Source organism: Novosphingobium sp., from assembly GCF_024642085.1.
Taxonomy (GTDB): Bacteria; Pseudomonadota; Alphaproteobacteria; order Sphingomonadales; family Sphingomonadaceae; genus Novosphingobium.
The window spans coordinates 51998-75043 of the sequence record NZ_JAHEBV010000009.1; the positions used below are offsets into that span (position 1 = coordinate 51998).

25 protein-coding genes are annotated in these 23046 nt (G+C 62.5%); 13 read left to right on the plus strand and 12 right to left on the minus strand.

The window, feature by feature from the left end; all coding sequences use genetic code 11:
• The 5 genes from Q0L62_RS05780 to Q0L62_RS05800 all read left to right on the plus strand — a co-directional run bounded on the left by Q0L62_RS05780 (position 1) and on the right by Q0L62_RS05800 (position 4035).
• The gene (locus Q0L62_RS05780; RefSeq protein WP_296677701.1) at positions 1-726 is read left to right on the plus strand and encodes a type 1 glutamine amidotransferase domain-containing protein; all 726 of its coding nucleotides are present in this window, start codon (positions 1-3) and stop codon (positions 724-726) included.
• A 69-nt stretch (positions 727-795) separates the two neighbouring features.
• Complete coding sequence (locus Q0L62_RS05785; RefSeq protein ID WP_296677704.1) at positions 796-1272, plus strand: DUF1203 domain-containing protein; 477 nt, start codon at positions 796-798, stop codon at positions 1270-1272.
• On the plus strand, positions 1269-2291 hold the full coding sequence (locus tag Q0L62_RS05790) for a bifunctional transcriptional activator/DNA repair enzyme AdaA (RefSeq protein WP_296677707.1): 1023 nt from the start codon (positions 1269-1271) through the stop codon (positions 2289-2291). The genes Q0L62_RS05785 and Q0L62_RS05790 overlap by 4 nt, the downstream gene beginning before the upstream one ends.
• A complete protein-coding gene (locus tag Q0L62_RS05795) occupies positions 2288-3052 on the plus strand; it encodes an isocitrate lyase/phosphoenolpyruvate mutase family protein (protein WP_296677711.1) in 765 nt (254 codons plus the stop codon). The genes Q0L62_RS05790 and Q0L62_RS05795 overlap by 4 nt, the downstream gene beginning before the upstream one ends.
• Positions 3053-3192: 140 nt before the next feature.
• Entirely contained in the window at positions 3193-4035 is an 843-nt protein-coding gene (locus Q0L62_RS05800; protein ID WP_296677713.1) for a type II CAAX endopeptidase family protein, read from the plus strand.
• Here the strand turns inward: Q0L62_RS05800 and Q0L62_RS05805 are convergent.
• Both Q0L62_RS05805 and Q0L62_RS05810 read right to left on the minus strand, forming a co-directional pair.
• Positions 4027-4659: a glutathione S-transferase family protein gene (locus Q0L62_RS05805; protein ID WP_296677716.1), complete on the minus strand. Its 633-nt coding sequence runs from the start codon at positions 4657-4659 to the stop codon at positions 4027-4029. The genes Q0L62_RS05800 and Q0L62_RS05805 overlap by 9 nt on opposite strands.
• A gap of 33 nt (positions 4660-4692) precedes the next feature.
• Positions 4693-6858, minus strand: a complete 2166-nt coding sequence (locus tag Q0L62_RS05810; protein WP_296677719.1) for a primosomal protein N' — start codon at positions 6856-6858, stop codon at positions 4693-4695.
• 82 nt (positions 6859-6940) lie between these two features.
• Here Q0L62_RS05810 and Q0L62_RS05815 point away from each other — a divergent pair, with 82 nt between their 5' ends.
• The 7 genes from Q0L62_RS05815 (at position 6941) to Q0L62_RS05845 (ending at position 13783) form a co-directional block, all read left to right on the plus strand.
• Positions 6941-7624: a DUF4197 domain-containing protein gene (locus Q0L62_RS05815; RefSeq protein WP_296677721.1), complete on the plus strand. Its 684-nt coding sequence runs from the start codon at positions 6941-6943 to the stop codon at positions 7622-7624.
• Between the two features lie 96 nt (positions 7625-7720).
• Entirely contained in the window at positions 7721-8371 is a 651-nt protein-coding gene (gene fsa / locus Q0L62_RS05820) for a fructose-6-phosphate aldolase (RefSeq protein WP_296677724.1), read from the plus strand.
• 14 nt (positions 8372-8385) lie between these two features.
• Positions 8386-10206 carry a cobaltochelatase subunit CobT gene (gene cobT, locus Q0L62_RS05825; RefSeq protein WP_296677727.1) on the plus strand — a complete coding sequence of 607 codons (1821 nt, stop codon included), beginning with the start codon at positions 8386-8388 and terminating at the stop codon, positions 10204-10206.
• Positions 10207-10237: 31 nt separating this feature from the next.
• A complete protein-coding gene (locus Q0L62_RS05830) occupies positions 10238-10906 on the plus strand; it encodes a nitroreductase (protein ID WP_296677730.1) in 669 nt (222 codons plus the stop codon).
• A 38-nt stretch (positions 10907-10944) separates the two neighbouring features.
• Positions 10945-12393, plus strand: a complete 1449-nt coding sequence (gene cysS / locus Q0L62_RS05835; RefSeq protein ID WP_296677733.1) for a cysteine--tRNA ligase — start codon at positions 10945-10947, stop codon at positions 12391-12393.
• A complete protein-coding gene (locus Q0L62_RS05840) occupies positions 12390-12848 on the plus strand; it encodes an RES family NAD+ phosphorylase (protein ID WP_296677736.1) in 459 nt (152 codons plus the stop codon). The genes cysS and Q0L62_RS05840 overlap by 4 nt, the downstream gene beginning before the upstream one ends.
• A complete protein-coding gene (locus Q0L62_RS05845) occupies positions 12845-13783 on the plus strand; it encodes a D-2-hydroxyacid dehydrogenase (RefSeq protein WP_296677741.1) in 939 nt (312 codons plus the stop codon). Before Q0L62_RS05840 ends, Q0L62_RS05845 begins: the two co-directional genes overlap by 4 nt.
• Here the strand turns inward: Q0L62_RS05845 and Q0L62_RS05850 are convergent.
• The gene (locus Q0L62_RS05850) at positions 13780-14151 is read right to left on the minus strand and encodes a hypothetical protein (RefSeq protein WP_296677744.1); all 372 of its coding nucleotides are present in this window, start codon (positions 14149-14151) and stop codon (positions 13780-13782) included. The genes Q0L62_RS05845 and Q0L62_RS05850 overlap by 4 nt on opposite strands.
• Entirely contained in the window at positions 14141-14329 is a 189-nt protein-coding gene (locus Q0L62_RS05855; RefSeq protein ID WP_296677746.1) for a hypothetical protein, read from the minus strand. The genes Q0L62_RS05850 and Q0L62_RS05855 overlap by 11 nt, the downstream gene beginning before the upstream one ends.
• A gap of 100 nt (positions 14330-14429) precedes the next feature.
• On the opposite strand from Q0L62_RS05855, the gene Q0L62_RS05860 reads away from it, so the two are divergent.
• Positions 14430-15080, plus strand: a complete 651-nt coding sequence (locus Q0L62_RS05860; RefSeq protein WP_296677749.1) for a S24 family peptidase — start codon at positions 14430-14432, stop codon at positions 15078-15080.
• Here the strand turns inward: Q0L62_RS05860 and Q0L62_RS05865 are convergent.
• The 8 genes from Q0L62_RS05865 to Q0L62_RS05900 all read right to left on the minus strand — a co-directional run bounded on the left by Q0L62_RS05865 (position 15077) and on the right by Q0L62_RS05900 (position 22824).
• Positions 15077-15232, minus strand: coding sequence for a hypothetical protein (locus tag Q0L62_RS05865; RefSeq protein ID WP_296677752.1), 156 nt, complete (start codon positions 15230-15232; stop codon positions 15077-15079). The two genes, Q0L62_RS05860 and Q0L62_RS05865, sit on opposite strands and share 4 nt — an antisense overlap.
• 165 nt (positions 15233-15397) lie before the next feature.
• Positions 15398-15613 (minus strand): formate dehydrogenase subunit delta, encoded by a 216-nt coding sequence (locus Q0L62_RS05870; protein WP_296677754.1) that lies wholly within the window; start codon positions 15611-15613, stop codon positions 15398-15400.
• 4 nt (positions 15614-15617) lie between these two features.
• Positions 15618-18467 carry a formate dehydrogenase subunit alpha gene (fdhF, locus tag Q0L62_RS05875; protein WP_296677757.1) on the minus strand — a complete coding sequence of 950 codons (2850 nt, stop codon included), beginning with the start codon at positions 18465-18467 and terminating at the stop codon, positions 15618-15620.
• 99 nt (positions 18468-18566) lie between these two features.
• Entirely contained in the window at positions 18567-20081 is a 1515-nt protein-coding gene (locus Q0L62_RS05880) for an NADH-ubiquinone oxidoreductase-F iron-sulfur binding region domain-containing protein (protein WP_296677760.1), read from the minus strand.
• Positions 20078-20503 carry an NAD(P)H-dependent oxidoreductase subunit E gene (locus Q0L62_RS05885; RefSeq protein ID WP_296677762.1) on the minus strand — a complete coding sequence of 142 codons (426 nt, stop codon included), beginning with the start codon at positions 20501-20503 and terminating at the stop codon, positions 20078-20080. The genes Q0L62_RS05880 and Q0L62_RS05885 overlap by 4 nt, the downstream gene beginning before the upstream one ends.
• The gene (gene fghA, locus Q0L62_RS05890; protein ID WP_296677765.1) at positions 20500-21336 is read right to left on the minus strand and encodes an S-formylglutathione hydrolase; all 837 of its coding nucleotides are present in this window, start codon (positions 21334-21336) and stop codon (positions 20500-20502) included. Before fghA ends, Q0L62_RS05885 begins: the two co-directional genes overlap by 4 nt.
• A gap of 5 nt (positions 21337-21341) precedes the next feature.
• Positions 21342-22454, minus strand: a complete 1113-nt coding sequence (locus Q0L62_RS05895; RefSeq protein ID WP_296677767.1) for an S-(hydroxymethyl)glutathione dehydrogenase/class III alcohol dehydrogenase — start codon at positions 22452-22454, stop codon at positions 21342-21344.
• 19 nt (positions 22455-22473) lie between these two features.
• Positions 22474-22824 (minus strand): L-serine ammonia-lyase, iron-sulfur-dependent, subunit alpha, encoded by a 351-nt coding sequence (locus Q0L62_RS05900; protein WP_296677770.1) that lies wholly within the window; start codon positions 22822-22824, stop codon positions 22474-22476.
• Positions 22825-23046: the final 222 nt, after the last annotated feature.

Sequence of the window (23046 nt, forward strand, 5' to 3'; positions counted from 1 at the left end):
ATGTCCCGCGTGCTGATCATTCTGCCGCAAACCGATTTCGATCCCACCGAAGTTGCCTTTCCCTGGCAGGTCTGGACCCGGGCGGGCCACGCCGTTGCCTTTGCAACCGAAACCGGCCAGCCGGCGGCCTGCGATCCTGTGACGCTGAGCGGGGCCGGTCTGCCCGCGCTGGCCCGATCACTGCGCGCCCGCGGCAAAGCGCGCGAGGCCTATGCGGCGATGATTGGCGATGCAACTTACCTCCAGCCGCTGACCTGGGCGGCGGCGCGGGCGGCAGATTTTGCAGCGCTGCACTTTCCCGGCGGTCATGCCCCCGGAATGAGGGCCTATTGCGAAAGCGCCGAAGTAATGCGGCTGGCGCGTGAAGCTTTCGGTGCGCACCAGCCTGTCAGCGCGGTGTGCCACGGCGTGCTGCCGCTGGCCCGCGCCGGATTGTTGGCCGGGCGGCGGACAACTGCGCTGACTGCCATGCAGGAAAATATTGCCGTCGCGCTAACCCGCCGGGCGCTGCCGGGCCACTACCGGACCTATCCTGAAACCGTTGAGGCCGAGGTGACCCGCCACCTCGGTGCCAAGGGCACGTTTGAGCGGGGCCCTTTAATTCCCAGCTTTGCAAATGCGGCGGCACCTCACGCCGGATTTGTTGTGCAGGACCTGCGCTATTTATCGGGGCGCTGGCCGGGCGATGCCTGGACTCTGGCCGAAAGGATGCTCGACCTGCTTTGAACGCAATGTGCGGGACGCTGAGCGGGATGCGGGGCGCTAATGGCTGATTTCCACTTGAAAGGACCAGTCATGACTTATCGCATCGCCGGTTTGCAGCCCGAACATTTTGCACCGTTGTTTTCCCTCTCTGACGCTGAACTGGCCGCGCGCAATAGCTGCCGGGTCAGCGCGGCATCTTCGCGCGGTTATCCGTGCCGGGTTTCGCTGCAAGATGCGGCACAGGGCGAAGAGCTGATCCTGCTCAACCACACCAGCCACGATGTCGCCACGCCATATCGCAGCACCTATGCCATATATGTCCGGCGGGATGTTGAAGTGGCGGCGTTCGCGGATGTAACGCCGCCAGTTTTCGAAGGTCGGCCGCTGGGTCTGCGCGGCTTCGCCGCCGATGGGATGCTGCACGATGCGCGGCTTGCTTTGCCGGGTGATGCTGACGCGAAGATTCGTGACATGCTGGACAACCCCGTCATTGCCTATATCCATGCCCATAATGCCGCGCATGGCTGCTTTGCCGCGCGGATCGACCGCCATGGAGAGACCGCGTGACTCTCGACGCCGACGAATGCTGGAATGCCGCAATTGCCCGAGATCGGCGCTTTGACGGCCGCTTCGTATCGGGGGTGCTGTCGACCGGCATCTATTGCCGCCCGTCATGTCCTGCGCGGCATCCCAAACGCGAGAACGTCCGCTTTTTTGTCGACGGCGCGGCGGCTCGTGCAGAAGGCCTGCGGCCCTGCCTGCGCTGTTCTCCTGACGATGTGTCGCGTGATGAACGTGCGGTGCTGAGTGCTATTGCCGCGATCAAGGCAGCGGAACAGCCGCTTGCCCTGGCGGCGTTGGCGGCCGAAACCGGCTATTCGCCCGCGCATTTTCAGCGGGTATTCGCCCGCGCTACCGGCCTGTCGCCTTCGGCCTATGGCCGCGCCTTGATGGCTGAGCGCGCGGCCGCGGCGCTGAGTGGCGGGGGCACTGTCACCAATGCGATCTACGCAGCAGGCTATTCGGGGCCTTCGCGGTTCTATGAAGCCAATCAGGGAAGGCTGGGCATGACACCATCGGCATGGGCCGCGGGCGGCAAGGGGGTGACGATTCGCTGGGCGGTAGTGGGCACTTCGCTGGGCGCGATGCTGGTCGCTGCGACGGATAAAGGCGTGTGCCGCCTGTCTTTCAACGAAGGCGTCGAAGCCTTGGAAAAGCGCTTCCCCAACGCTGCCCTGGCGGAAGGCGATGCGTCCTTCGCAGCCCTGCTAGCCGATGTTTTGACGGCGGTGGAGGCGCCCGGAGATTTCGCGCACATCCCGCTCGACGTTAAAGGTACTGCCTTTCAGGAAGCGGTGTGGCGCGAATTGCAGCGCATCCCTGCAGGTGAGACGCGCACCTATGCGCAGCTTGCTGCCGCCGTGGGGCGCCCCAAGGCCGTGCGCGCAGCGGGTACCGCCAACGGCGCCAACAACGTGGCCGTGCTGATCCCCTGCCACCGGGTGATCAACACTGGCGGCGGATTGGGAGGGTATGCCTATGGTCTTGAAATTAAGCGCAAGTTGCTGAAAAAGGAAATGAAATGAACGACATGGTAGCCGCTTTCCGCGCACTTCATGTTCCAGGCGATCCGCTGGTGCTGTTCAACATCTGGGATGCTGGAAGTGCCACGGTGGTTGCCGAAGCCGGAGCCAAAGCGATCGCCACTGGCAGCTATGCGGTCGCCGAAGCGCAAGGCTTCAAGGACGGGGAAGAGTTCCCGCTAGATCGCGCGCTGGAAGTGGTGGCTGGGGTATTGCGGGCGACTGACCTCCCGGTCACTTTCGACATGGAATCTGGCTATGGTGATACTCCGGAAGAAGTCGGGCGCTCGGTCGCAAAGGCATTTGATGCAGGCGTGGCTGGCATCAACATGGAGGACCGCCTGCCAGGCATGACAGACTTGCTCGCCATTGCCGAACAGGCCGAACGGCTGTCCGCTGCAGCGGAATCGGGCATCTTCGTCAACGCGCGCTGCGACCTGTTCCGGGGTCAGCCACCGGAAAACCACTTCTCGCTGATCCCGCAGGTGCTGGACCGGGCACGGGCCTATGCCGATGCCGGCGCGAACGGACTGTTCGTGCCTTTCACCACCGATCTCGCGGCTCTGAGCACCATTTGCGAAAAGTCATCGTTGCCGGTCAACATCATCTGGAATCCCGCGTTTCGCGACCGTACGCAGCTGGCCGGATTGGGCGCGGCACGGATCAGCCACGGCCACCGCCCGTGGGCTGCGGCAATGGCTTGGCTGGGTGATGCGGCAAGAGGCGTGCTGAACGGCGGAAAGCCGCCCTATGACAGTGCTTGAGTTTTGCGCTTGCCAGCAAGACGTGTTTCGGGAATAAGCGGTGTATGAATGAAGTAATACAGCAAGAGCCAGACACCACGGTTCCCGCGCGTTCAATCCAAACGGGGTTGCGGCAAATCATTGCCTTTCCGCTGACACTGATGATGCTGTCTTTCGCGTGGATTGTGCTGATCGCCAGCGGAACCAGCCTGATTATCCAGCGTATCCTGCCGGGTACCAACACCCCCCTGAAAGCGCTGGGGGCGGTGTTCGTCGCCGTTTGCGTGGTAATAGGGTACAAGGCGTTCAAGCGCTGGGTTGAACGGGGTCCGGATACCGAATTGCCGCTAAAGGGACTTCTTCCGGAACTGGGTGCCGGGCTGGCCATCGGCGCGCTATTGTTTTCGTTCATGACGGGGGTAGTCGCACTATTAGGTGGGTTCGAAGTGCTGGGTTTGCGGGGCGCAGGACAAATCTGGTCAATGCTGGCGCTCGCGGTAATCAGCGGCACAATCGAGGAGACGCTATTTCGCGGGATCCTGTTCCGCCACCTGGAAACCATGCTGGGTTCGTGGTCGGCGCTGGCGCTGACTTCTGCCTTGTTCGGAGCCGGGCACATTTTTAACCCTGATGCAACGTGGTTCGCCGCCTTTGCCATTGCGGTCGAAGCAGGCATCCTGCTGGGTGCGGCCTATATGCTGACCCGGCGGCTGTGGCTGGCGATCGGCATCCACGCCGCCTGGAACTTCACGCAAGGTTGGGTCTTTTCCGTGCCCGTGTCCGGCGGGGACGCACCGCTGGGCCTGCTGATAACCCGCCGGATCGGGCCGGACTGGCTTACCGGCGGCGATTTCGGGCTGGAAGCCAGCGCGGTGGCAATGGTTGTCGCGACGCTGGCCGGCGTCGTCATGCTGGTCCGGGTGGTCAAGCGCGGCGGCACGCGCCCGCCGATGTGGATTAAGCGCGTTGTGCCGCCGACAGAAACGCCGGTCCGCCTAGCTTAGCATCGGAGCCATGCCGGGTTCAGCCTTGGCCATGGCGGCCTGGTAGGCCGGACGCTGACCGATCCGTTGCAAGTAGGCTGCAATGTTGGGGAAGGGTTCCAGGCTCATCCCGTTGAACGCGCGCGATGTGGTCAGGCTAAAGCCCATCATTATGTCAGCAAGTGTCAGGTTGCGCCCGCCGAAATAGTGCGCCTCACCCAGCCGCGCCTCGGCCAGCTGCCAGCCCTTGGCGCCGCGATCGGCGACGAACGGCGGCATTTCCGCAGCCCCTGCGGCCTGCGCGGCCAATGCCATCATGCCGTTGGTCATGAACGTTGCGTTGGAGAAGTGGAACCAGAACAAATGCCCGGCAAAGTCCGCATCGTCCGGCCCGGGTGACAGGCGCGAGCCGCCGTATTTGCGGTCAATATACTCGCAAATCGCCCCGCTCTCGCCCAGTACCATGCCGTCATCCTCGATCACCGGAGCGATCCCCATTGGGTGGAGGGCCTTGTATTCATCGGGCGCCATCCGATTATCCTCGCGGCGGTTATAGAGCGTCAGTGCGTAAGTCAGCCCAAGCTCCTCGCACAGCCAGACGATCCGTTCGGATTGGGAAATGCGCAGGTGGTGGACGGTCAGCATCGGAGTGTCTCCTTGATCGAATGGTCAGCCCTATCAGACGAAACTGTAAGGGTCGATGTCGACTGCGACGCGCACGCCGGGCGGGAAGTTCAGCCCGCCCAGCCAGTCCCGGATCACATACTGGACCTGGGCACTGCGCCGCGCGTTGATGAGCAGGCGGTAGCGGTAGCGCCCCCGCAGTTGTGCCATGGGGGCTGGGGCCGGGCCAAGCACCATGACGTCGGGCAGGTTGGGCCGCGCGCCGCCGATCGCGCGGGCCGCTTCGCGCGCTTCGGCCTCGTCCTCGCTCGATACGATGATCGCGGCCCAGCGCCCGAACGGCGGTGCGCCGGCATCGCGGCGCGCCTCTGCTTCGGCGGCATAAAAGGCATCGCGGTCACCAGCAGCCAGCGCGGCGATCACGGCTGCTTCGGGATGGCGGGTCTGGATAAGGACGGTGCCGGGCTTTTCCCCGCGCCCGGCGCGACCGGCAACCTGGGCAATCTGTTGATAGGTCCGCTCGCCCGCGCGCAGGTCGCCGCCTTCCAACCCCATGTCGGCATCGACCACGCCGACCAGCGTCAGTTCGGGAAAGTGATAGCCTTTGGTCACCAGCTGGGTGCCAATGATCACGTCGATCGCTTTGCCTTCAGCCGCTGCGACGAAGGTGCCGATCTTTTCCGGACTGTTCAGCGTATCGGAAGTGACCAGTGCGATCCGAGCATCAGGCAGCACCTGTGCCACCTCGTCAGCGATCCGCTCAACCCCGGGACCGCAGGCGACCAGGCATTCGGGGGTGTGGCATTCAGGGCATTCGCCCGGAACCGGGGTTTCGTGCCCGCAGTGGTGACAGGCCAGCCGCCGCGACAGACGGTGCTCGACCAGCCAGGCGCTGCAATTGGGGCACTGGAAACGGTAGCCGCAGTGACGGCAAAGCGTCAGCGGGGCATAACCGCGGCGGTTGAGAAACAACAGCGACTGTTCGCCGCGCGCCAGCCTGTCCTGCATTTCGTCAATTAGCCTGGGCGCGAGCCATTGGCCGCGTTGCGGTGGCTGTTCGCGAAGGTCGAGTATCTCAATCGCGGGCAGTTCTGCCCCGCCGAAACGGGCGGGTAAGTCAATTTTCTCATAGACCCCGGCCTCGGCGAGCTGGAGCGATTCCAGCGCCGGCGTCGCGCTGGCCAGAATTACCGGGATGCGTTCAAACCTGGCGCGGATCACAGCGACGTCGCGGGCGTTATAGCGCACCCCGTCGTCCTGCTTGAACGATACCTCGTGCGCTTCATCCACCACGATCAGACCCAGCCAGGCAAAGGGCATGAACAGGGCCGAACGCGCGCCGACCACGACCTGAGCATGGCCCGAAACGATTGCCCGCCAGGCGCGCCGCCGTTCGCTTTGCTTGAGGCTGGAATGCCACAGAACAGGCGGCACCCCGAAGCGCGCTTCAAAGCGGCGCAAAAAGTTTTCGGTCAGCGCGATTTCGGGCAGCAGCACCAGCACCTGTCGCCCCAACCGGATCGCTTCGGCGACCGCTTCGAAATAGCATTCGGTCTTGCCCGATCCGGTTACCCCATCGAGCAGGAACGGCGTGAACCCCTCGGCCGTAATCGCGCTGACAAACCGGTCGGCAACAGCCTGTTGATCAGCCGACAGATCGGGCGCGGCGTGAAGCGGGTTGGCGCGGGGGTAGGGGCGGTCCAAATCGACTGTCACAGGGTCCAGCAGCCCGGCCCCGACCATCCCGCGCAGCACGCCTTCGGATACGCTGGCCAGTTCCGCCAGTTCGCGGATACTGGCCTGTTCGCCGTGCAGCGCATCCATGGCGGCGGCGCGCTGCGGAGTCAGACGCTTGGGCTCCAGCCCCGACAGGCGGTATTCGGTCGTGGTCCCGCCGCCGCGCAGCGCCGCCATGGACCCCAGTGCCATCCGGGCCACCGCGTTCATGGGCGCGCAGTAATAATCCGCGGTCCATTCGATCAGCCTCCGCAAGGGGGCAGGAAAGGGCGGAACCGGCAGTACTTCCAGGATCGGCCGCAGCCTGGCATCGGGAACATCCGCCCCCGGCAACCGTTCTGTTTCCCAGACGATTCCAAGAACCTGGCGCGGTCCCAGCGGCGCCAAGACGACCGAACCGATATCCGTCGCCATTCCATCCGGAAGGCGATAGTCAAGCACATTGAGTACGGGATTGAAGATAAGGAGTCGGACGCGGGTCATGGGTCAAGCCTCTATGCAGCGTTGCAGGCTCCATCGTCACCCCCGGACAGAGAAACTTTCGGAAGAAAAGGATCAGGGGAAAATGGAAACACCATCAAATGCGGCCGTTGCCCGTCGCGGCTTTATCCTGGGTATCGGCGCAACCGGGGCGTTAGCCGTAAGCGGGTGCGCCAGTCTTGGCGGATTTTCGATGACCGAGGCGCTGAAGCGGCTCCTTACCCTGTCGTCGCAGAACGCCTTTGCCAAGCTGACGGCCCCCGGCGGGTTCTGGGACAGCGAAGTGGCGCGCTTTGCCACACCGGACCTGTTCAGCGGCGCGGGCGGACTGCTTGGCTCACTCCTGACCTCTGGCCTGTTCCGCAACCAGTTGCAGCGTCAGCTCAACATTGTTGCTGAAAAGGGCGCGGAAAAGGCTGCGCCGGTCGTGCTCAGCGCCGTGCGCAACATTTCGATTCCCGATGCGCTGGGCGTGATCCGCGGCGGGCCCACGGCGGCTTCGTCATGGCTGCGCGGGCAGATGGGATCCGCTTTGATCAATGCGATGGTACCTGGCCTGTCCGATGCGATCCGGGTCAGCGGCGATCCGATCCTGGGCAAGGCCATTTCGGCGTTGTCGGGCGTTGATATCGGATCGGTCGCACAGTCGGTGGCGACCCGCGCGGACAATTCGATCTGGTACCAGATCGGGGCAGAAGAAAGCGCCATCCGCGCCAACCCGGCCAGCACCAACGATCCGCTGCTGATTGGCGCGCTCAAGATCCTGTAGTTCCAGGACTGCGGTAAATCGGCGGGCACGGGGCTTTGTCCCGCGCTCGTTTGCTGTCTATAGCGGCCAGTGACTCGCCTTCAGGAGCGCACCGCCGTGAAATTCTTTGCCGACACCGCCGAAATTGCCGACATCAAGGAACTGGCCGCTACCGGCCTGCTTGACGGCGTCACCACCAACCCCAGCCTGATCATGAAATCGGGACGTGATTTCATCGAAGTTACCAAGGAAATCTGCGGGATCGTCGATGGGCCGGTCAGCGCGGAAGTGGTCGCGCTGGATCACGAAGGCATGATGAAAGAGGCTGAAAAGCTGCGCAAGATCGCCGACAACGTCTGCATCAAAGTGCCACTGACGCTGGACGGACTCAAAACGTGTAAAGCGCTGACCAGCGATGGCAGCATGGTCAACGTCACGCTGTGTTTTTCCGCCAACCAGGCCCTGCTGGCAGCCAAGGCCGGGGCAACGTTTGTATCGCCCTTCGTCGGCCGTCACGATGATAACGGTTTTGACGGAATGGAACTGATCAGTGACATCCGCCTGATCTATGACAACTACGCCTTCGATACCGAAATCCTGGTCGCTTCAGTCCGTCACGGCATTCACGTGTTGCAAGCGGCCAAGATTGGCGCCGATGTGATGACCGCGCCGCCTGCCGTGATCAAGGGTCTGGTCAAGCACGTATTGACCGACAAGGGCATCGAAGGTTTCCTGGCTGATTGGGCCAAGACCGGGCAGACGATCTAGAGCCGCTTGCCGAAATGTCCGACGAATCCCCACTTGACCGTTTTAAGTCAGTGCTGGCCGGCACCGCGCGGGCAATCGCGCACGAGCCTGAGGTGGAGATTGCGTGGACCGCCGACAACCCAGTTGCCAACGGCAAGAACCTGCGTGTTCCCATGCCGGGGCGCAATCTGCCGCGCGAACAGGCCATGGAAGCGCGCGGCTTTGCCGATAGCTTCGCGCTGAAACTGCGCCATCACGATGAAAGCCTGCATGGCCGCAATGCGCCGGGTGAGCCGATGGCCCGTGCCGCCTTCGATGCAGTCGAACTGGTGCGGTACGAAGCGCTGGGCGCGCGCGCTTATCCGGGAATGCGCAGCAACCTGGACGCCGCGCAGCTTGTCCGTACCCAGGGCGATCCGATCGCCCGGGCCAGCCGGTCGGACGAAGTGCCGCTACCCGCCGCGCTTGCCCTGATGCTGCGCGAACATCTGACGGGTCAGGCCGTGCCTGACGCGGCAGCACCCGGCGTGGCACTGGTGCGCCAGTGGATCGAGGGCAAGGCCAAGGCCGATTTCGATGCTTTGTCGCAAAATCTCGATGATCAGCAGGCGTTCCAGAAGCTGTCGCTCGACATGCTCCAGCACCTGGAACTGACCCGCCCCGACCAGCTTGAGCCCGACACCGACGAAGGCGATAATGATGACGCCGAAGACGATGGCGAGGACCAGCCAGACGACAGCGAAGGATCGCAGGAAGACAACCCCGCCGATGCCGCCGCCGAACCCAGTGAAGGCGATGAGGACGGCGACAGCGAAAGCGAACGCCAGACCGAGGATGACAGCGCCGAGGCCGAAGAAGGCGAAGAGGGCGAAGACGGCATGTTGCCGGTTCGGCCAAACCGTCCGTGGACCGATATTCCCGCCAACTTTGACTACAAGGCTTTCACCCAAAGCTTTGACGAGGTTATCGCCGCGCCCGAGTTGTGCGACGAAGAAGAACTGACCCGCTTGCGCGCCTATCTGGACGCACAGTTGAAAGGCCTCCAGGGCGTTGTGACCAAGCTGGCCAACCGGCTGCAGCGGCGCCTGATGGCCCAGCAGAACCGCAGTTGGGATTTCGATCAGGACGAAGGGCTGCTCGATGCGGCGCGGCTGGCGCGCGTAGTAATCTCTCCCGGCCAGTCGCTGTCCTACAAGGTTGAGCGCGATATCGAGTTCAAGGACACCATCGTCACTCTGCTGATCGACAATTCAGGGTCGATGCGTGGGCGGCCAATTTCCATCGCTGCGATCAGCGCCGATGTGATGGCCCGCACTCTGGAACGCTGCGGGGTCAAGACCGAGATCCTGGGCTTTACCACCCGCGCCTGGAAAGGCGGCCAAAGCCGCGAGGCCTGGCTGGCCGGCGGCAAGCCGGCTTTGCCCGGCCGCCTCAACGATCTGCGCCACATCGTCTACAAAAAGGCGGACGAGCCGTATCGCCATGCCCGCAAGAACCTGGGCCTGATGATGCGCGAAGGCTTGCTGAAGGAAAACATCGACGGCGAAGCACTGCTGTGGGCCCATACCCGGATGCTCGCCCGGCCCGAAGACCGGCGCATCCTGATGGTAATCAGCGACGGCGCCCCGGTCGATGACAGTACTCTTAGCGTCAACAACGCAGGCTATCTTGAACAACACTTGCGCAAGGTGATTGACTGGATCGAAAAGCAGAGCCCGGTGCAACTTGTAGCGATCGGCATAGGGCATGATGTGACGCGGTATTATCGCCGCGCGGTGACGATCATGGATGTCGAACAGCTGGGCGGCACGATGATTGAACAGCTGGCCAGCCTGTTCGAAGACGAGCGCACTTGACCGCAGCGTTTAATCGCACGATTAAACGCCCATGACCACGTTATCCGTTTCCGAGGCCGTCGCCTCCCGCCGCTCGATCCGCGCTTTCACGGATCAGGCCGTCCCGCTTCAGACGCTGCGCAGTGTGCTGGACAAGGCGCGGATGGCACCGTCGGGCTGCAATTTTCAGCCGTGGGAGGCCACCGTGCTGACCGGCGAACCGCTCAAGGCGCTGCAGACGCGTTTGCTGGCCACGCCGCCCGACAATCCGCAGGAATATGACTTTTCTGCTCCCGGCAGTTTGCCGCATTACCGCCAGCGGCTGATCGATGTCGGCGCGGCAATGTACACGGCAAAGGGCATTGCGCGCGAAGACAAGGCCGCCCGCGACGATTTCAGCCGCCGCAACCTGATCTCGTTTGATGCGCCGGTTTTGCTTTTGTGCCATTTTCCCAAGTTAATGAAAGAACCACAGTGGAGCGACGTGGGCATGTGGCTGCAGACCATCATGCTGCTGCTGCGCGAAGAAGGGCTGGACAGCTGCCCGCAGGAGGTCATGGGCATGTACGGGCGGACCATCAAGGACCAGCTTGGCCTTGGCGAGGACATCATGCTGTTCTGCGGTCTGGCGATCGGTTGGCGTGACAACAGCGACCCGGTGAACACCTTTTTGCGCGACCGCGTGCCGCTGGACCAGCATGTGCGATTTGAAGGGTTCTGACCTTGTCCTGACCGGCGGTGCATCATATGGCCCGGGCCATGACCGAACTGCGCCTGTTCAACAGCCTGACCCGCCAGCTTGAAACGTTCCAGCCCGTCCATCCGGGCGAGGCACGGGTCTACACCTGCGGGCCAACGGTTTATAACTATCCGCACATCGGCAACATGCGCGCCTACGTGTTTGCCGACGTGCTCGGCCGGACGCTGTGCTTCAAGGGTTACAGGCTTACCCACGTCATCAACATTACCGATGTCGGGCACCTGACCGACGATGCCGATGCCGGCGAAGACAAGATGGAAAAGATGGCGGCGGAAAAGGCGCAGTCGATCTGGGACATCGCGCGCCACTATACCGAAGCCTACTGGGCCGACATCAAGGCGCTGAATATCCGACAGCCGGCACAATGGACCATCGCCACCGACTACATCGACCAGATGATCCAGTTCGCCAGCGATATCGCGGACAAGCACTGCTATGAGCTGGCCAGCGGTCTCTATTTCGACGTTTCGACCGTAGCCGATTATGGCCGCCTGGCCCGCGCGGTTACGGACGATGGCGAAGGGCGGATCGACGAGGTTGCGGGCAAGCGCAACGCGGCCGACTTTGCAATATGGCGCAAAACCCCGCCGGGCGAGACGCGGCAAATGGAATGGGACAGTCCGTGGGGCAGGGGCGCCCCTGGCTGGCACCTGGAATGCAGCGTGATGAGCGGCGCAGTGCTCGGCTTTCCTTTCGATATCCACACCGGCGGGATCGACCACCGCGAAATCCACCACCCAAACGAGATCGCGCAGAACCAGGCGCATTGCTGCACCAACGGGTTGGACGTGGCAGCCAACAGCGGCGCCAACATATGGATGCACAACAACTTCCTGGTCGAACGCAGCGGCAAAATGTCGAAGTCGTCGGGCGAGTTCCTGCGGCTGCAGCTGCTGATCGACAAGGGCTATCACCCGCTCGCCTACCGGATGCTGTGCCTCCAGGCGCATTACCGCAGCGAGCTGGAGTTTTCCTGGGAAGGACTGGGCGCGGCTCTGACCCGGCTGAAGCGGCTGGTGATGGCGGTGACAAACCTGAGGGCCCAAGCCGATCCGGCCAAGACGCCGGGGCCGCGATTTGCCGATCACTTGAAGCGCTTCGATGCTGCCGTAGCCGACGATCTCAACACCGCAGTCGCACTGACCGTGCTGGAAGAGGTTGCCACAACGAAGAAAGTCGACGCGGGTGAAAAACTGGCCGCCATTGTTACTATGGATGCAGTGCTCGGGCTCGGTCTTCTCCATCTTGATCGAGCCGAACTGCGGGTGCGCCCGAAAGCGGTTGAAATGACTGAAGAGCATATTGCCGCTGCGATCGCGCTTCGGAAAGAGCTTAGGTCTCAACAGAACTACGCTGCACTCGACCGCAATCGCGACGAACTCGCGGCCAAGGGGGTTGAAGTGATGGACGGCGATCCGCTTGGCTGGGACTGGAAGCTGGGCGAATGAAGCTCTGGCGCCTGACCCGTGCGCCTTTCGTGGCGCTGGACGGGAAAGGCGCCGAACTGCACGGCGCACGCTATGCGCCGACGGGGCTTCCGGTGGTCAGTCTGGCCAGCGAGGCGGGCCTCGCCGTGCTGGTGGCGCTGCGTTACCACTTGCCCGATCTGGCTGCCGCGCCGGCCGATCTGGTGTTTGGCTGGACCGAAGTTGATGCGGCAGCCGAGCGGATCGACCATGCCGATGAAGATGTGGTTCGCAGCAAGATCGGCGATTGGTTGGACAGCCGCCGCACGCTTCTTGCTGCCATCCGTTCGCGCGTGCTGCCCGAAGCGGACGTAATCTACCTTAACCCGCGCCACCCCGACGCGGCCAAAGCGTCGCCACTCGTCACCCGCCCGTTCGACTTTGCCGAATGCCTGCACCGCCCGCCGATGCTGGACCGTTTCCGGAGTATGCCATGACCATCGCCGTCCTATCCGCTATTGCCCGGCCCTTGCTCGAACCGCGGCTTCCAGACTGGATCGAGCCGCGATGGTTCGCCACGAGCGAGGAGCTGCTGGGAATGGTGGGCGAGGCCGAGATCGGCTGGTTCGACCTCTACAGCAAGGACGACATGGCCGAAGCTGCACGCCGCGCGGTGAAGATGAAGTGGTTCAATTCGGTATACGCCGGGCTCGATCACATGCCGCTGGATGTGTTGCAGCAGCGCGGCGTGGTGGTGACCAACGGGGCCGGTATCAACGCGATTACCATCGCTGAATATGTGGTTATGGGCATGCTGAACGTGGCGAAGGGATACCGCGAGGTCATTCGCGCGCAGGACCGGCACGAATGGCTGCTGGATTCGCCCGGCAAGCGCGAACTGTTCGGGTCCACAGCACTTCTGCTGGGCATGGGCGCGATCGGATCGCTGATAGCCGAACGGCTCGCCCCGTTCGGGGTCGAAGTAACCAAGGTTCGCCGCAGTCCGGCGCCCGATGCGCTGGCGCCAGACCAGTGGCGCGCGCAGCTGGGTAAGTTTGACTGGATCATCGTGGCAGTTCCTGCCACGCCTGAAACCGACGGCATGATCGGCGCAGGCGAACTGGCGGCGATGAAGCCCGATGCGGTGCTGATCAACATCGCGCGTGGCACGGTGATCGATCAGGATGCGCTGGTAAACACACTGCGTGCAGGGGCCATTTACGCCGCCTTTCTGGATGTGACCACGCCCGAACCGCTGCCGGCCGATCACCCGCTGTGGGACTTGCCCAATGCGCATGTAACCATGCACCTGTCGGGCCGCGCGCAGGACAAGATGTTCCAGCGCGCGGCAGACCGGTTCCTGGTGAACCTGCGGCGCTATCGCACCGGCGAGCCGCTGGAGCCCCAGTTTGACCTGACGAGGGGCTACTAACTCTCGTCAAGCAGCAGCAGTTCAACCTCCACTTCCAGCATCGGCTGAGGCAGGGCGGTGTGGATGACTGACACGATCGCTGCATCGGCAACCAACTGGCGCGGTATCGCAAACTCGTGTTCGGGCAGGGCATCGATGAAACGCTCGCCCGCTTCAATCGCTTCCAAACCGGTGAAGGTGAATCGAACGGTGTGGCGCGATCCGGAAAAGGTTACGCTGGCCCAGGCGCGTTCGGCGTGGCTCACCAGCTCGGCGCCGCCTTCGCCCAGACGCAGCAGCGCGGAAAGCAGCGGCATCCAGGCGCGTGGTCTGGCGGGGCGGCTGGCCCGTTCCAGCATGGCCTGGTCGGCGCGGGGATCAAGCTGCATGGGTGTCCTTCCGGTAAATGTTCATGAAATGTTCTACACGTTTTTCAGTGGCGGCGCGGGGGCTTCGGCCATTGCGCAAGTCTTGGACAAAGCGCGGATCATGCGCGGCCAGTCGGCCGAACTTCGTCCACGGCATTCCGGTTTCACGCAGGAAGCGCTCGATCCGGGTTATCAACATCTGGCGGCCCCTTTTTATTGGCGAATCAACGGCGACTGCGTCCTTTGTTCTGCGTGAAATCCTACTTGTCTAGGAAAAATACATCATGTAGAACGAAATCATGGTTACCGAAGATCCGCGCGCCCGTTTGCTTAGCCTTGCTGCTCAGAGAGGGGTCAGCCTATCCAGCCTGTCCGACCTGATTGGTCGTAATTCCACGTATTTGCAGCAGTTTATTCGAAAGGGTAGCCCGCGCAAGCTAGAGGAAACCGATCGCCGCACGCTGGCCCGGTTCTTTGGCGTTGCCGAATCGGAACTGGGCGCGCCAGAGGAAAAAGCCGCCTTATCCGCAGGAAATCCTCGACGGGCTGACTGGATCGACGTGCCACGTCTGGCGCTGGGCGCGTCTGCCGGGCCGGGCGCGGTTGCTGGCGAGGAAGCGGCAATCGGGGCCTTCCGCTTTGCCGGGCGCTGGCTGCGCGAACAGGGTCTCGACCCGGCGCAGCTGTCCGCCATTCGTGTCGAAGGCGATTCGATGGAGGGAACCCTGCGCGACGGGGACGAGATCCTGGTCGACCGCACGCCGCGCGGGCTGCGCGACGGAATCCACGTAGTTCGGGCCGGTGATGCCCTGCTGGTCAAGCGGATCGATACCGCGCAACCGGGCAGGATCGTCCTGGTCAGCGATAATCCAGCTTACCGCCCGATTGAGCTTGCCCCCGAAGATGTCCAGGTGATCGGCAGAGTGGTGTGGAAAAGCGGGCGGCTTTAGGCGCAGCCAAAAAGCCGCGGCGCGATCGCATGCCACCCGTTGCGCGCCGTTATCATCCGCCACAGCGTCACCGGATGGACGCGGCCAGGGATCTTCCGGTCGCGCGAGGCGAGCGTAAGGACCAGCGCATCAGCGACCAAATTGGGCAGCATGTCGATCCACGGGCGGGCTGAAGATAACGGCGCTGCTAAGGTCGCAACCGGGCACGACGCAGTCGGGCGGGCAATTAAGCGGTGCCTGATCCCCGTCTCAGTTCAACAAGGAACAATGCCGGTTCAATGGAGCGATGGCGTTTGAGCCGTGCAAGAGACAGGTCTTTAAATCTTGCGCTGGACTGACGCCAGCCGTTCTACTGCGGCACGGGCAATCGGGTCGAGCGCTTCGTGATCGCCGGCCAGTATTGCGGCCTTCATCCGTGGATCCCAGAAATCGGTGATGTGCTGCGCTGTAGCGGCCACGGCTGCCGCATCGCCGCCGGCAGCCAGATTGCGCGCAATCTGGTTTGCCATGTAGACCAGATGGCTGGAATCCATCGGATTACTCCGCAGACTCGACCGCGGCAACGATCCTGCGGCTGCGTGCCGACCAGGCGACATAGTCCTCCTGCCAGTCGGTCGGGCCGTTGGACGGCATGACCTGAACCGCGGTCACTTTGTATTCGGGACAATTGGTGGCCCAATCGGAATATTCGGTGGTCACTACATTGGCCTGCGTCGCGGGGTGGTGGAAGGTCGTATAAACTACCCCCGGGGCAACCCGATCGGTGACCATGACGCGCAGCGTAGTCTCACCGGTGCGGCTGGCCAGGCGGGCCCAGTCTCCATCGTTCAGTCCGCGATTTTCAGCATCGGTCGGATGCATTTCGAGCAGATCCTCGGGGTGCCAGACGGTGTTCTGCGTGCGGCGGGTCTGTGCGCCGACGTTGTATTGGCTGAGAATCCGCCCGGTGGTCAGCAGTAGCGGAAAGCGCGGCCCGGTCTTTTCGTCGGTCGGCACATAGTCGGTCACCACGAACTTGCCCTTACCGCGGACAAAGCCATCGATATGCATGATCGGGCTGCCATTGGGCGCCGCGTCATTGACCGGCCACTGCAGCGATCCTTCGCTGTCCAGCCGGGCGTGGCTGACCCCGGCGAAGCTGGGTGTCAGGCGCGAAATCTCGTCCATGATTTCGCCCGAATTGGCATAGTCCCAGCCAAGTCCCATGGCATTGGCCAAAGCCTGGGTGACCTGCCAGTCTTCCATGCCATTGGCCGGTTCCATCACCTTGCGCACCATCTGGATGCGGCGTTCGGCGTTGGTGAAGGTCCCGGTCTTTTCGAGGAAGGTCGAACCGGGCAGGAAAACATGCGCGTAATCGGCGGTTTCATTGAGGAACAGGTCGTGGACGATTACGCATTCCATCGCCTTCAGGGCGGCCGCAACATGGTGAGTGTTGGGATCGGACTGGAGAATATCCTCGCCCTGTACGTAAAGAGCGCGAAAGCTGCCATCCAGCGCCGCGTCGAGCATGTTGGGGATGCGCAGACCCGGTTCGGGATCAAGCGCAACCTGCCAGTCGTTTTCGAACAGTGCCCGCGCATCGCCGTCAGAGATATGCCGGTATCCCGACAGTTCGTGCGGGAAAGACCCCATGTCGCAGGCGCCCTGGACATTGTTCTGGCCGCGCAGCGGGTTCACCCCGACGCCGCGCCGGCCGATGTTGCCGGTGACCATTGCCAGGTTGGCAATAGCCATCACGGTTGAACTGCCTTGGCTGTGCTCGGTTACGCCTAGCCCGTAATAGATCGCGCCGTTTGGTCCGGTGGCGAACAACCGTGCTGCTGCGCGCAGATCGCCTGCCAGAACGCGGGTAACTGCTTCGAGTGTTTCGGGACTGTGCCGCGGATTGGACACGAAGCGGGCCCAATCCTGGTATTCGTCCCAGTCGCAGCGTTCGCGGATGAATTGTTCGTCGGCCAGGCCTTCGGTTACGATGACATGCGCCATCGCGGTCAGCACGGCGACATTGGTGCCCGGTTGCAGTGGCAGGTGATGCGCCGCTTCGACATGCGGCATCCGAACCAGATCAATCCGGCGCGGGTCGATTACGATCAGCTTGGCGCCTTGCCTCAGCCGCTGCTTCATCCGGCTGGCGAAGACCGGATGGGCGTCAGTCGGATTGGCGCCGATCACCAGAATAACATCGCTCTGTTCGACAGAATCGAAGTCCTGCGTTCCCGCGCTGGTCCCGAAGGTAGTTTTCAGCCCGTACCCGGTCGGCGAATGGCACACCCGAGCGCAGGTATCGACATTGTTCGATCCAAACCCGGCGCGCACCAGTTTCTGGACCAGGAAGGTCTCTTCATTGGTGCAGCGGCTGGAAGTGATACCGCCCAGCGCGCGCGCGCCGTATTGCGCCTTGATCGTGCCAAGCCGCGCGGCTGTAAAGCGCAGCGCATCGTCCCACGAAACTTTGCGCCACGGCTGGTCGATCGTGTCGCGGATCATCGGGCTGGTGATCCGATCCTGGTGGTTGGCATAGCCCCACGCGAAGCGCCCCTTGACGCAGGAATGGCCGTGGTTGGCCTTGCCGTCCTTCCACGGCACCATCCGGACCAGCTGTTCGCCGCGCATTTCGGCGCGAAAGGTGCAGCCCACCCCGCAATAGGCGCAGGTGGTAATAACCGCGCGTTCGGGTTTGCCGATATCCTTGACCGCCTTTTCCTGCAGCGTCGCGGTGGGGCAAGCCTGGACGCAGGCACCGCAGCTGACGCATTCGGACGAAAGGAAATCGTCACCGGCCTGTCCGGCGCTGACCTTGCTGGCAAAGCCGCGTCCGTCAATGGTCAGGGCCAGAGTGCCTTGCACCTCGTCGCAGGCTCGCACGCAGCGCGAACAGGCGATGCACTTGCTCGGGTCAAAATCGAAATAGGGGTTTGACGTATCGGTTGCCAGGCCGAGGTGATTATCCCCGCCATAGCCATAGCGGACGTCGCGCAGGCCCACGGCGGCTGCCTGGTCTTGCAACTCGCAATCGTTGTTCGCGCTGCAGGTCAGGCAATCGAGCGGATGGTCAGAGATGTAGAGCTCCATCACCCCCTTGCGCAGTTTCTGCAGACGCGGGGTTTGGGTATGAACTACCATCCCTTCAGCGGCCGGAGTGGTGCAACTGGCGGGTGTTCCGCGCATTCCGTCGACTTCGATCAGGCACAGGCGGCACGAACCAAACGCCTTTACGTTGTCCGTTGCGCACAGCTTGGGGATTGCACCGCCGCATTCAGCCGCTGCACGCATCAAGCTGGTACCGCTGGGCACAGTAACTGGGCGCCCGTCGATGGTCAGCGTGACGCTGGTTTCGGCAAGGACTTCGGGGGTGCCGAAATCGCTTTGGCGCTCATAGCCCATCGCAGTGCTCCTGTGCCCGAACGGTGGCAGGCTTGTTCATCATAACAGATTTGTCGCACAGCGGCGACGACGCCACGCCAGCGCCATTGAAGTCGCCTTTCATGCGAAATCCTCTGGCCAGTGTTTCAATGCGCTCATCACCGGGTAGGGCGTGAACCCGCCCAAGGCGCAGAGCGAGCCAAACTTCATCGTTTCGCACAAGTCTTCCAGCAGCTGCAGGTCCGCTTCACGGCTGCGCGGCTGTTTGGGGGCATTGTGCATCTGGGGCAGGGCGGTGACGCCGTCAGTCGCGGCCGGGCTTGCACTGCGAATCCGGTCGATCAGCTCGACCCCGCGGATCGAACCGATCCGGCACGGCGTGCACTTGCCGCAACTTTCCGCGGCGCAGAACTGCATGGCGAACCGGGCCATATTGCCCATATCGGCGGTGTCATCGAAAACGACGATCCCGCCGTGCCCGATCAAGGCATCGGCTGCGGCATAGGCCTCGTAGTCAAAGGGAAGGCCGAACTGATCCGGGTGGATATAGGCCCCCAGCGGCCCTCCTACCTGGACCGCCTTGACCGGACGGCCCGAAGCCGTGCCGCCGCCAATGTCGTCAATCAGTTCGCGTAGAGTGATGCCGAACGCGGTTTCATAAAGCCCGCCGTGCTTGATGTTGCCTGCCAGCTGAATCGGCATGGTCCCTTTGGAACGGTCGATGCCAAGACTGTCGTACAGCGACGCGCCGCCTTCACTCAGGATATGGGGGATCGCGGCCAGAGTGAGGACGTTATTGACTGCGGTCGGGCAACCAAACAGCCCTTCCAGCGCAGGTAGCGGCGGCTTGGCACGGACTTCGCCGCGCTTGCCTTCTATGCTGTTCAGAAGCGAAGTTTCTTCGCCGCAGACGTAGGCGCCGGCGCCGACCCGAACTTCGACCAGGAAGGGCGAAATGATTTGCGCCGCCAGCGCGATTGCGGCGTCAAGCTTGGCGATGGCGTGCGGGTATTCGCTGCGTACATAAATATAGCCGCGTTCAGCGCCAACGGCATGGGCAGCGATGGCCATGCCTTCGACCAGCTGAAACGGATCGCCTTCCATCACCATGCGGTCGGCAAAGGTGCCGCTGTCACCTTCGTCGGCGTTGCAGACCACGTATTTGCGGGTGCCCACAGCATTGCGCACGGTTTGCCATTTTATGCCCGCAGGAAACCCCGCGCCGCCGCGTCCGCGCAGCCCAGAACGCGTGACTTCCTCAACCAGCGCTGCAGGCGTCATTGATCGAGCGCGGTTCAGCCCGGCCCACCCGCCGGTTGCGGCATAGTCTTCCAGGCTGAGCGGGCGCGTCTTGCCGGCGCGGGCAAAGGTCAGGCGTTGCTGGCTGGAGATGAAGGGATGATCAGCAATGGCGCCGATACACTTGTCACTTGATCCGGAAAGGATGGCAGCGACATCGGCGGGAACGGCGGGGCCAAAGCCGACCCCGCTGATTTCGACCAGTGGTTCAAGCCAATGCATTCCCCAGCTGGAGACGCGTTCAACCGAACAGCCGGCAGCAGCAAAGGCTGCGGCCACCGCGTCTGCTCCGCAAGCCTTGGCCAACGCATCATCCGAAATCCGCGCCACGATCATGCCGATTGCACCAGATCGACCAGCGCGGCCTGATCAAGCCGCGCATGGACGTTATCGCCAACCCTTGCGGCCGGACCTGCGCTGCACAGGCCAAGGCAATAGACAGTCTTGATCTTCACCCGGCTGCCGGCGGCCGCTTCAGCTGCTTCAACCAGCGCCTCAACCCCCCGCGATTGGCAAGCCTCGGCACGGCACAATTCAACTACCGGCCTTGGATCGGATTGGGCAGTAAAATCATGATAAAAGCTGACCACGCCGTGCACTTCGGCCCGGCTTAGATTGAGGGCGTGGGCGATGCGCGCTTCCGACCCCGCATCGACGCAACCAAAAGCGTGCTGCACATCGATAAGGATTGGCAGAAGCGGACCATCGCGCCCCGCGTGGGCAGCGATTATGTCATCAAGGCGGCCAGTATCGCTCATGCTATCAATCGCTCAGCATGCCAGGCAACGTGATCAGCCATGAACGTCGATATGAAATAGTACGAATGATCATAGCCCGGTTGCATTCGGATCGCCGCTGGGATGCCGGCCTTGCGGCAGGCCATTACCAGCAGGCCAGTCTTCAGCTGCTCGTGAAGAAAATTGTCGGCTTCGCCCTGATCGACAAGCAGATCGGAAAGCCTCGCGCCGTGTTCGATCAAAGAACAGGCGTCATATTCGCGCCAGGCGGCTTTGTCCGGGCCGAGGTAACCGCCTAGCGCCTTTTCGCCCCAAGGGCAGTTCAGCGGACTGACGATCGGCGAAAACGCGCTGACTGATCTGTACCGACCGGGATTGCGCAAGCCGATGGTCAGCGCCCCGTGCCCGCCCATGCTGTGCCCCGTGATCCCCTGGCGTGCCATGTCGGCGACCGGAAACTGCGCCGCAATCAGCGCGGGCAATTCCTCTTCGATATAGGTGCGCATCCGGAAGTTTGCCGCCCACGGCGCCTGCGTTGCGTCGACGTAAAACCCGGCACCCTTGCCGAAGTCATAGCCGTCATCGTCCGGAACCGCATCGCCGCGCGGGCTGGTATCAGGCGCAATAAAGATGATTCCGGCTTTGGCGCAGGCCGCCCGATATTCGCCCTTTTCCGTGACATTGGCATAGGTGCAGGTCAGTCCCGACAGGAACCATAATACTGGAAGTTGCGCCCCCTCGGCATGATCGGGCACAAAAACCGAGAACGTCATGGCCGTGCCGGTGGCGCTGCTCTGGTGGGTATAAACCCCCTGCGTGCCGCCGTGGCTGCGATTGGTGAAAACCGTGTCCACGTCGCTCAGAATACCACAACACTACGGATCGACTTGCCGGCATGCATCAAGTCAAACGCGGTGTTGATCTCGTCCAGCCCCATGACATGGGTGATCATCGGATCAATCTCGATCTTGCCGGTCATGTACATGTCGACGATCTTGGGGACATCGGTGCGACCCTTGGCCCCGCCAAAGGCGGTGCCGCGCCAATTGCGGCCGGTCACCAGCTGGAACGGGCGGGTGGCAATCTCCTTGCCGGCTTCGGCCACGCCGATGATAATGCTGGTTCCCCAGCCGCGGTGACAGGCTTCCAGTGCGGTGCGCATCACTTCCGTATTGCCGGTCGCGTCGAAGGTATAGTCAGCGCCGCCATCGGTCTGCGCAACGATCGCCGCCACGATGTCTTCGCGGCTCATCCCCTTAGAATTGAGAAAGTCGGTCATGCCGAACTTGCGGCCCCATTCCTCGCGGTCGGGATTGATGTCGACGCCTATGATCTTGCCTGCGCCCGCCAGCCGCGCGCCCTGGATCACGTTGAGGCCGATCCCGCCAAGCCCGAACACCACGACGTTGTCGCCGACCTGAACCTTTGCGGTGTTGATCACCGCGCCAACTCCGGTGGTCACTCCGCAACCGATGTAGCAGCTGGACTGGAAAGGGGCGTCCTCGCGGATCTTGGCCACGGCAATTTCAGGTAGCACGGTGAAGTTCGAAAAGGTCGAACAGCCCATGTAGTGATAAATTGTCTGACCCTTGTAGCTGAAACGCGATGTGCCGTCGGGCATCAGTCCTTTGCCCTGAGTCGCGCGAATCGCGGTGCACAGGTTGGTCTTGCCGCTAAGGCAGGACTTACACTGACGGCATTCGGGGGTGTATAGCGGGATCACATGATCGCCCGGCTTCACGCTGGTTACGCTGGCGCCCACATCGCGGACAATCCCGGCGCCCTCGTGGCCCAGCACGCTGGGAAAGATCCCTTCGCTGTCCAGTCCGTCCAGCGTGTAAGCATCGGTGTGGCAAATCCCGGTCGCCATAATCTCGACCAACACTTCGCCTGCCTTGGGTCCTTCCAGGTCCAGTTCGACAATCTCGAGTGGTTGCTTGGCGGCAAAGGCAACGGCGGCGCGGGTCTTCATCTTGTGGCTCTCCTGATCATCAGCATTCGGCGACATTGACGGCCAGTCCGCCAAGCGATGTTTTCTTGTACTTGGCACGCATATCAAACCCGGTCTGGCGCTTGGTCTCGATCACCTTGTCAAGGCTGACCGCGTGCGATCCATTACCCATCGTGGCGAGGCGAGAGGTATCGACGGCCTTGATCGCACCCTTTCCATTACGCTCAATACAACGACGTTGCAGCAGTCCGCCTTCCGGATCACAGGCCAGCCCCAAATTGTGCGCCATCCCGATCTCGGCGGTGATTTCAGCTTGCACATTGGTGGCGCCCAGCGCGGCATCGAAACAAGCCGCTGCCATTGAGCGTGTCACCCCACTTTGCCCTCGCACCCCTCTTCCGCTCCCGAAATCGAAACGTTCTTCTTGTACAGCGCACCGAATGCCGCGTCAGTCAACAGAAACGTCCGCCGGGCTGCAATCGATGCGCAACAACCGCGATCGTGAAAGCGCATCACCCGGGGGGGATGATCCCAGCTTCGCCGTTTGTCGGGGCAGTAATGATGCGGCCGCGGCGGCGTTCCGATCGTCAGTCGCCATGGCCCACACGTTGAT

What these genes read in the sequence shown, in the direction of transcription:
- Q0L62_RS05865 (WP_296677752.1), bottom strand. Translation starts at nt 15,232, where the DNA reads ATGCTGCCCAATTTGGTCGCTGATGCGCTGGTCCTTACGCTCGCCTCG.
- Q0L62_RS05895 (WP_296677767.1), bottom strand. Translation starts at nt 22,454, where the DNA reads ATGAAGACCCGCGCCGCCGTTGCCTTTGCCGCCAAGCAACCACTCGAG.
- Q0L62_RS05800 (WP_296677713.1), top strand. Translation starts at nt 3,193, where the DNA reads ATGATGCTGTCTTTCGCGTGGATTGTGCTGATCGCCAGCGGAACCAGC.
- Q0L62_RS05815 (WP_296677721.1), top strand. Translation starts at nt 6,941, where the DNA reads ATGGAAACACCATCAAATGCGGCCGTTGCCCGTCGCGGCTTTATCCTG.
- Q0L62_RS05805 (WP_296677716.1), bottom strand. Translation starts at nt 4,659, where the DNA reads ATGCTGACCGTCCACCACCTGCGCATTTCCCAATCCGAACGGATCGTC.
- Q0L62_RS05845 (WP_296677741.1), top strand. Translation starts at nt 12,845, where the DNA reads ATGACCATCGCCGTCCTATCCGCTATTGCCCGGCCCTTGCTCGAACCG.
- Q0L62_RS05850 (WP_296677744.1), bottom strand. Translation starts at nt 14,151, where the DNA reads ATGCAGCTTGATCCCCGCGCCGACCAGGCCATGCTGGAACGGGCCAGC.
- cobT (WP_296677727.1), top strand. Translation starts at nt 8,386, where the DNA reads ATGTCCGACGAATCCCCACTTGACCGTTTTAAGTCAGTGCTGGCCGGC.
- Q0L62_RS05810 (WP_296677719.1), bottom strand. Translation starts at nt 6,858, where the DNA reads ATGACCCGCGTCCGACTCCTTATCTTCAATCCCGTACTCAATGTGCTT.
- Q0L62_RS05855 (WP_296677746.1), bottom strand. Translation starts at nt 14,329, where the DNA reads ATGTTGATAACCCGGATCGAGCGCTTCCTGCGTGAAACCGGAATGCCG.
- Q0L62_RS05780 (WP_296677701.1), top strand. Translation starts at nt 1, where the DNA reads ATGTCCCGCGTGCTGATCATTCTGCCGCAAACCGATTTCGATCCCACC.
- Q0L62_RS05880 (WP_296677760.1), bottom strand. Translation starts at nt 20,081, where the DNA reads ATGATCGTGGCGCGGATTTCGGATGATGCGTTGGCCAAGGCTTGCGGA.
- Q0L62_RS05830 (WP_296677730.1), top strand. Translation starts at nt 10,238, where the DNA reads ATGACCACGTTATCCGTTTCCGAGGCCGTCGCCTCCCGCCGCTCGATC.
- cysS (WP_296677733.1), top strand. Translation starts at nt 10,945, where the DNA reads ATGACCGAACTGCGCCTGTTCAACAGCCTGACCCGCCAGCTTGAAACG.
- Q0L62_RS05870 (WP_296677754.1), bottom strand. Translation starts at nt 15,613, where the DNA reads ATGGATTCCAGCCATCTGGTCTACATGGCAAACCAGATTGCGCGCAAT.
- fdhF (WP_296677757.1), bottom strand. Translation starts at nt 18,467, where the DNA reads ATGGGCTATGAGCGCCAAAGCGATTTCGGCACCCCCGAAGTCCTTGCC.
- Q0L62_RS05885 (WP_296677762.1), bottom strand. Translation starts at nt 20,503, where the DNA reads ATGAGCGATACTGGCCGCCTTGATGACATAATCGCTGCCCACGCGGGG.
- Q0L62_RS05860 (WP_296677749.1), top strand. Translation starts at nt 14,430, where the DNA reads ATGGTTACCGAAGATCCGCGCGCCCGTTTGCTTAGCCTTGCTGCTCAG.
- Q0L62_RS05795 (WP_296677711.1), top strand. Translation starts at nt 2,288, where the DNA reads ATGAACGACATGGTAGCCGCTTTCCGCGCACTTCATGTTCCAGGCGAT.
- Q0L62_RS05840 (WP_296677736.1), top strand. Translation starts at nt 12,390, where the DNA reads ATGAAGCTCTGGCGCCTGACCCGTGCGCCTTTCGTGGCGCTGGACGGG.
- Q0L62_RS05785 (WP_296677704.1), top strand. Translation starts at nt 796, where the DNA reads ATGACTTATCGCATCGCCGGTTTGCAGCCCGAACATTTTGCACCGTTG.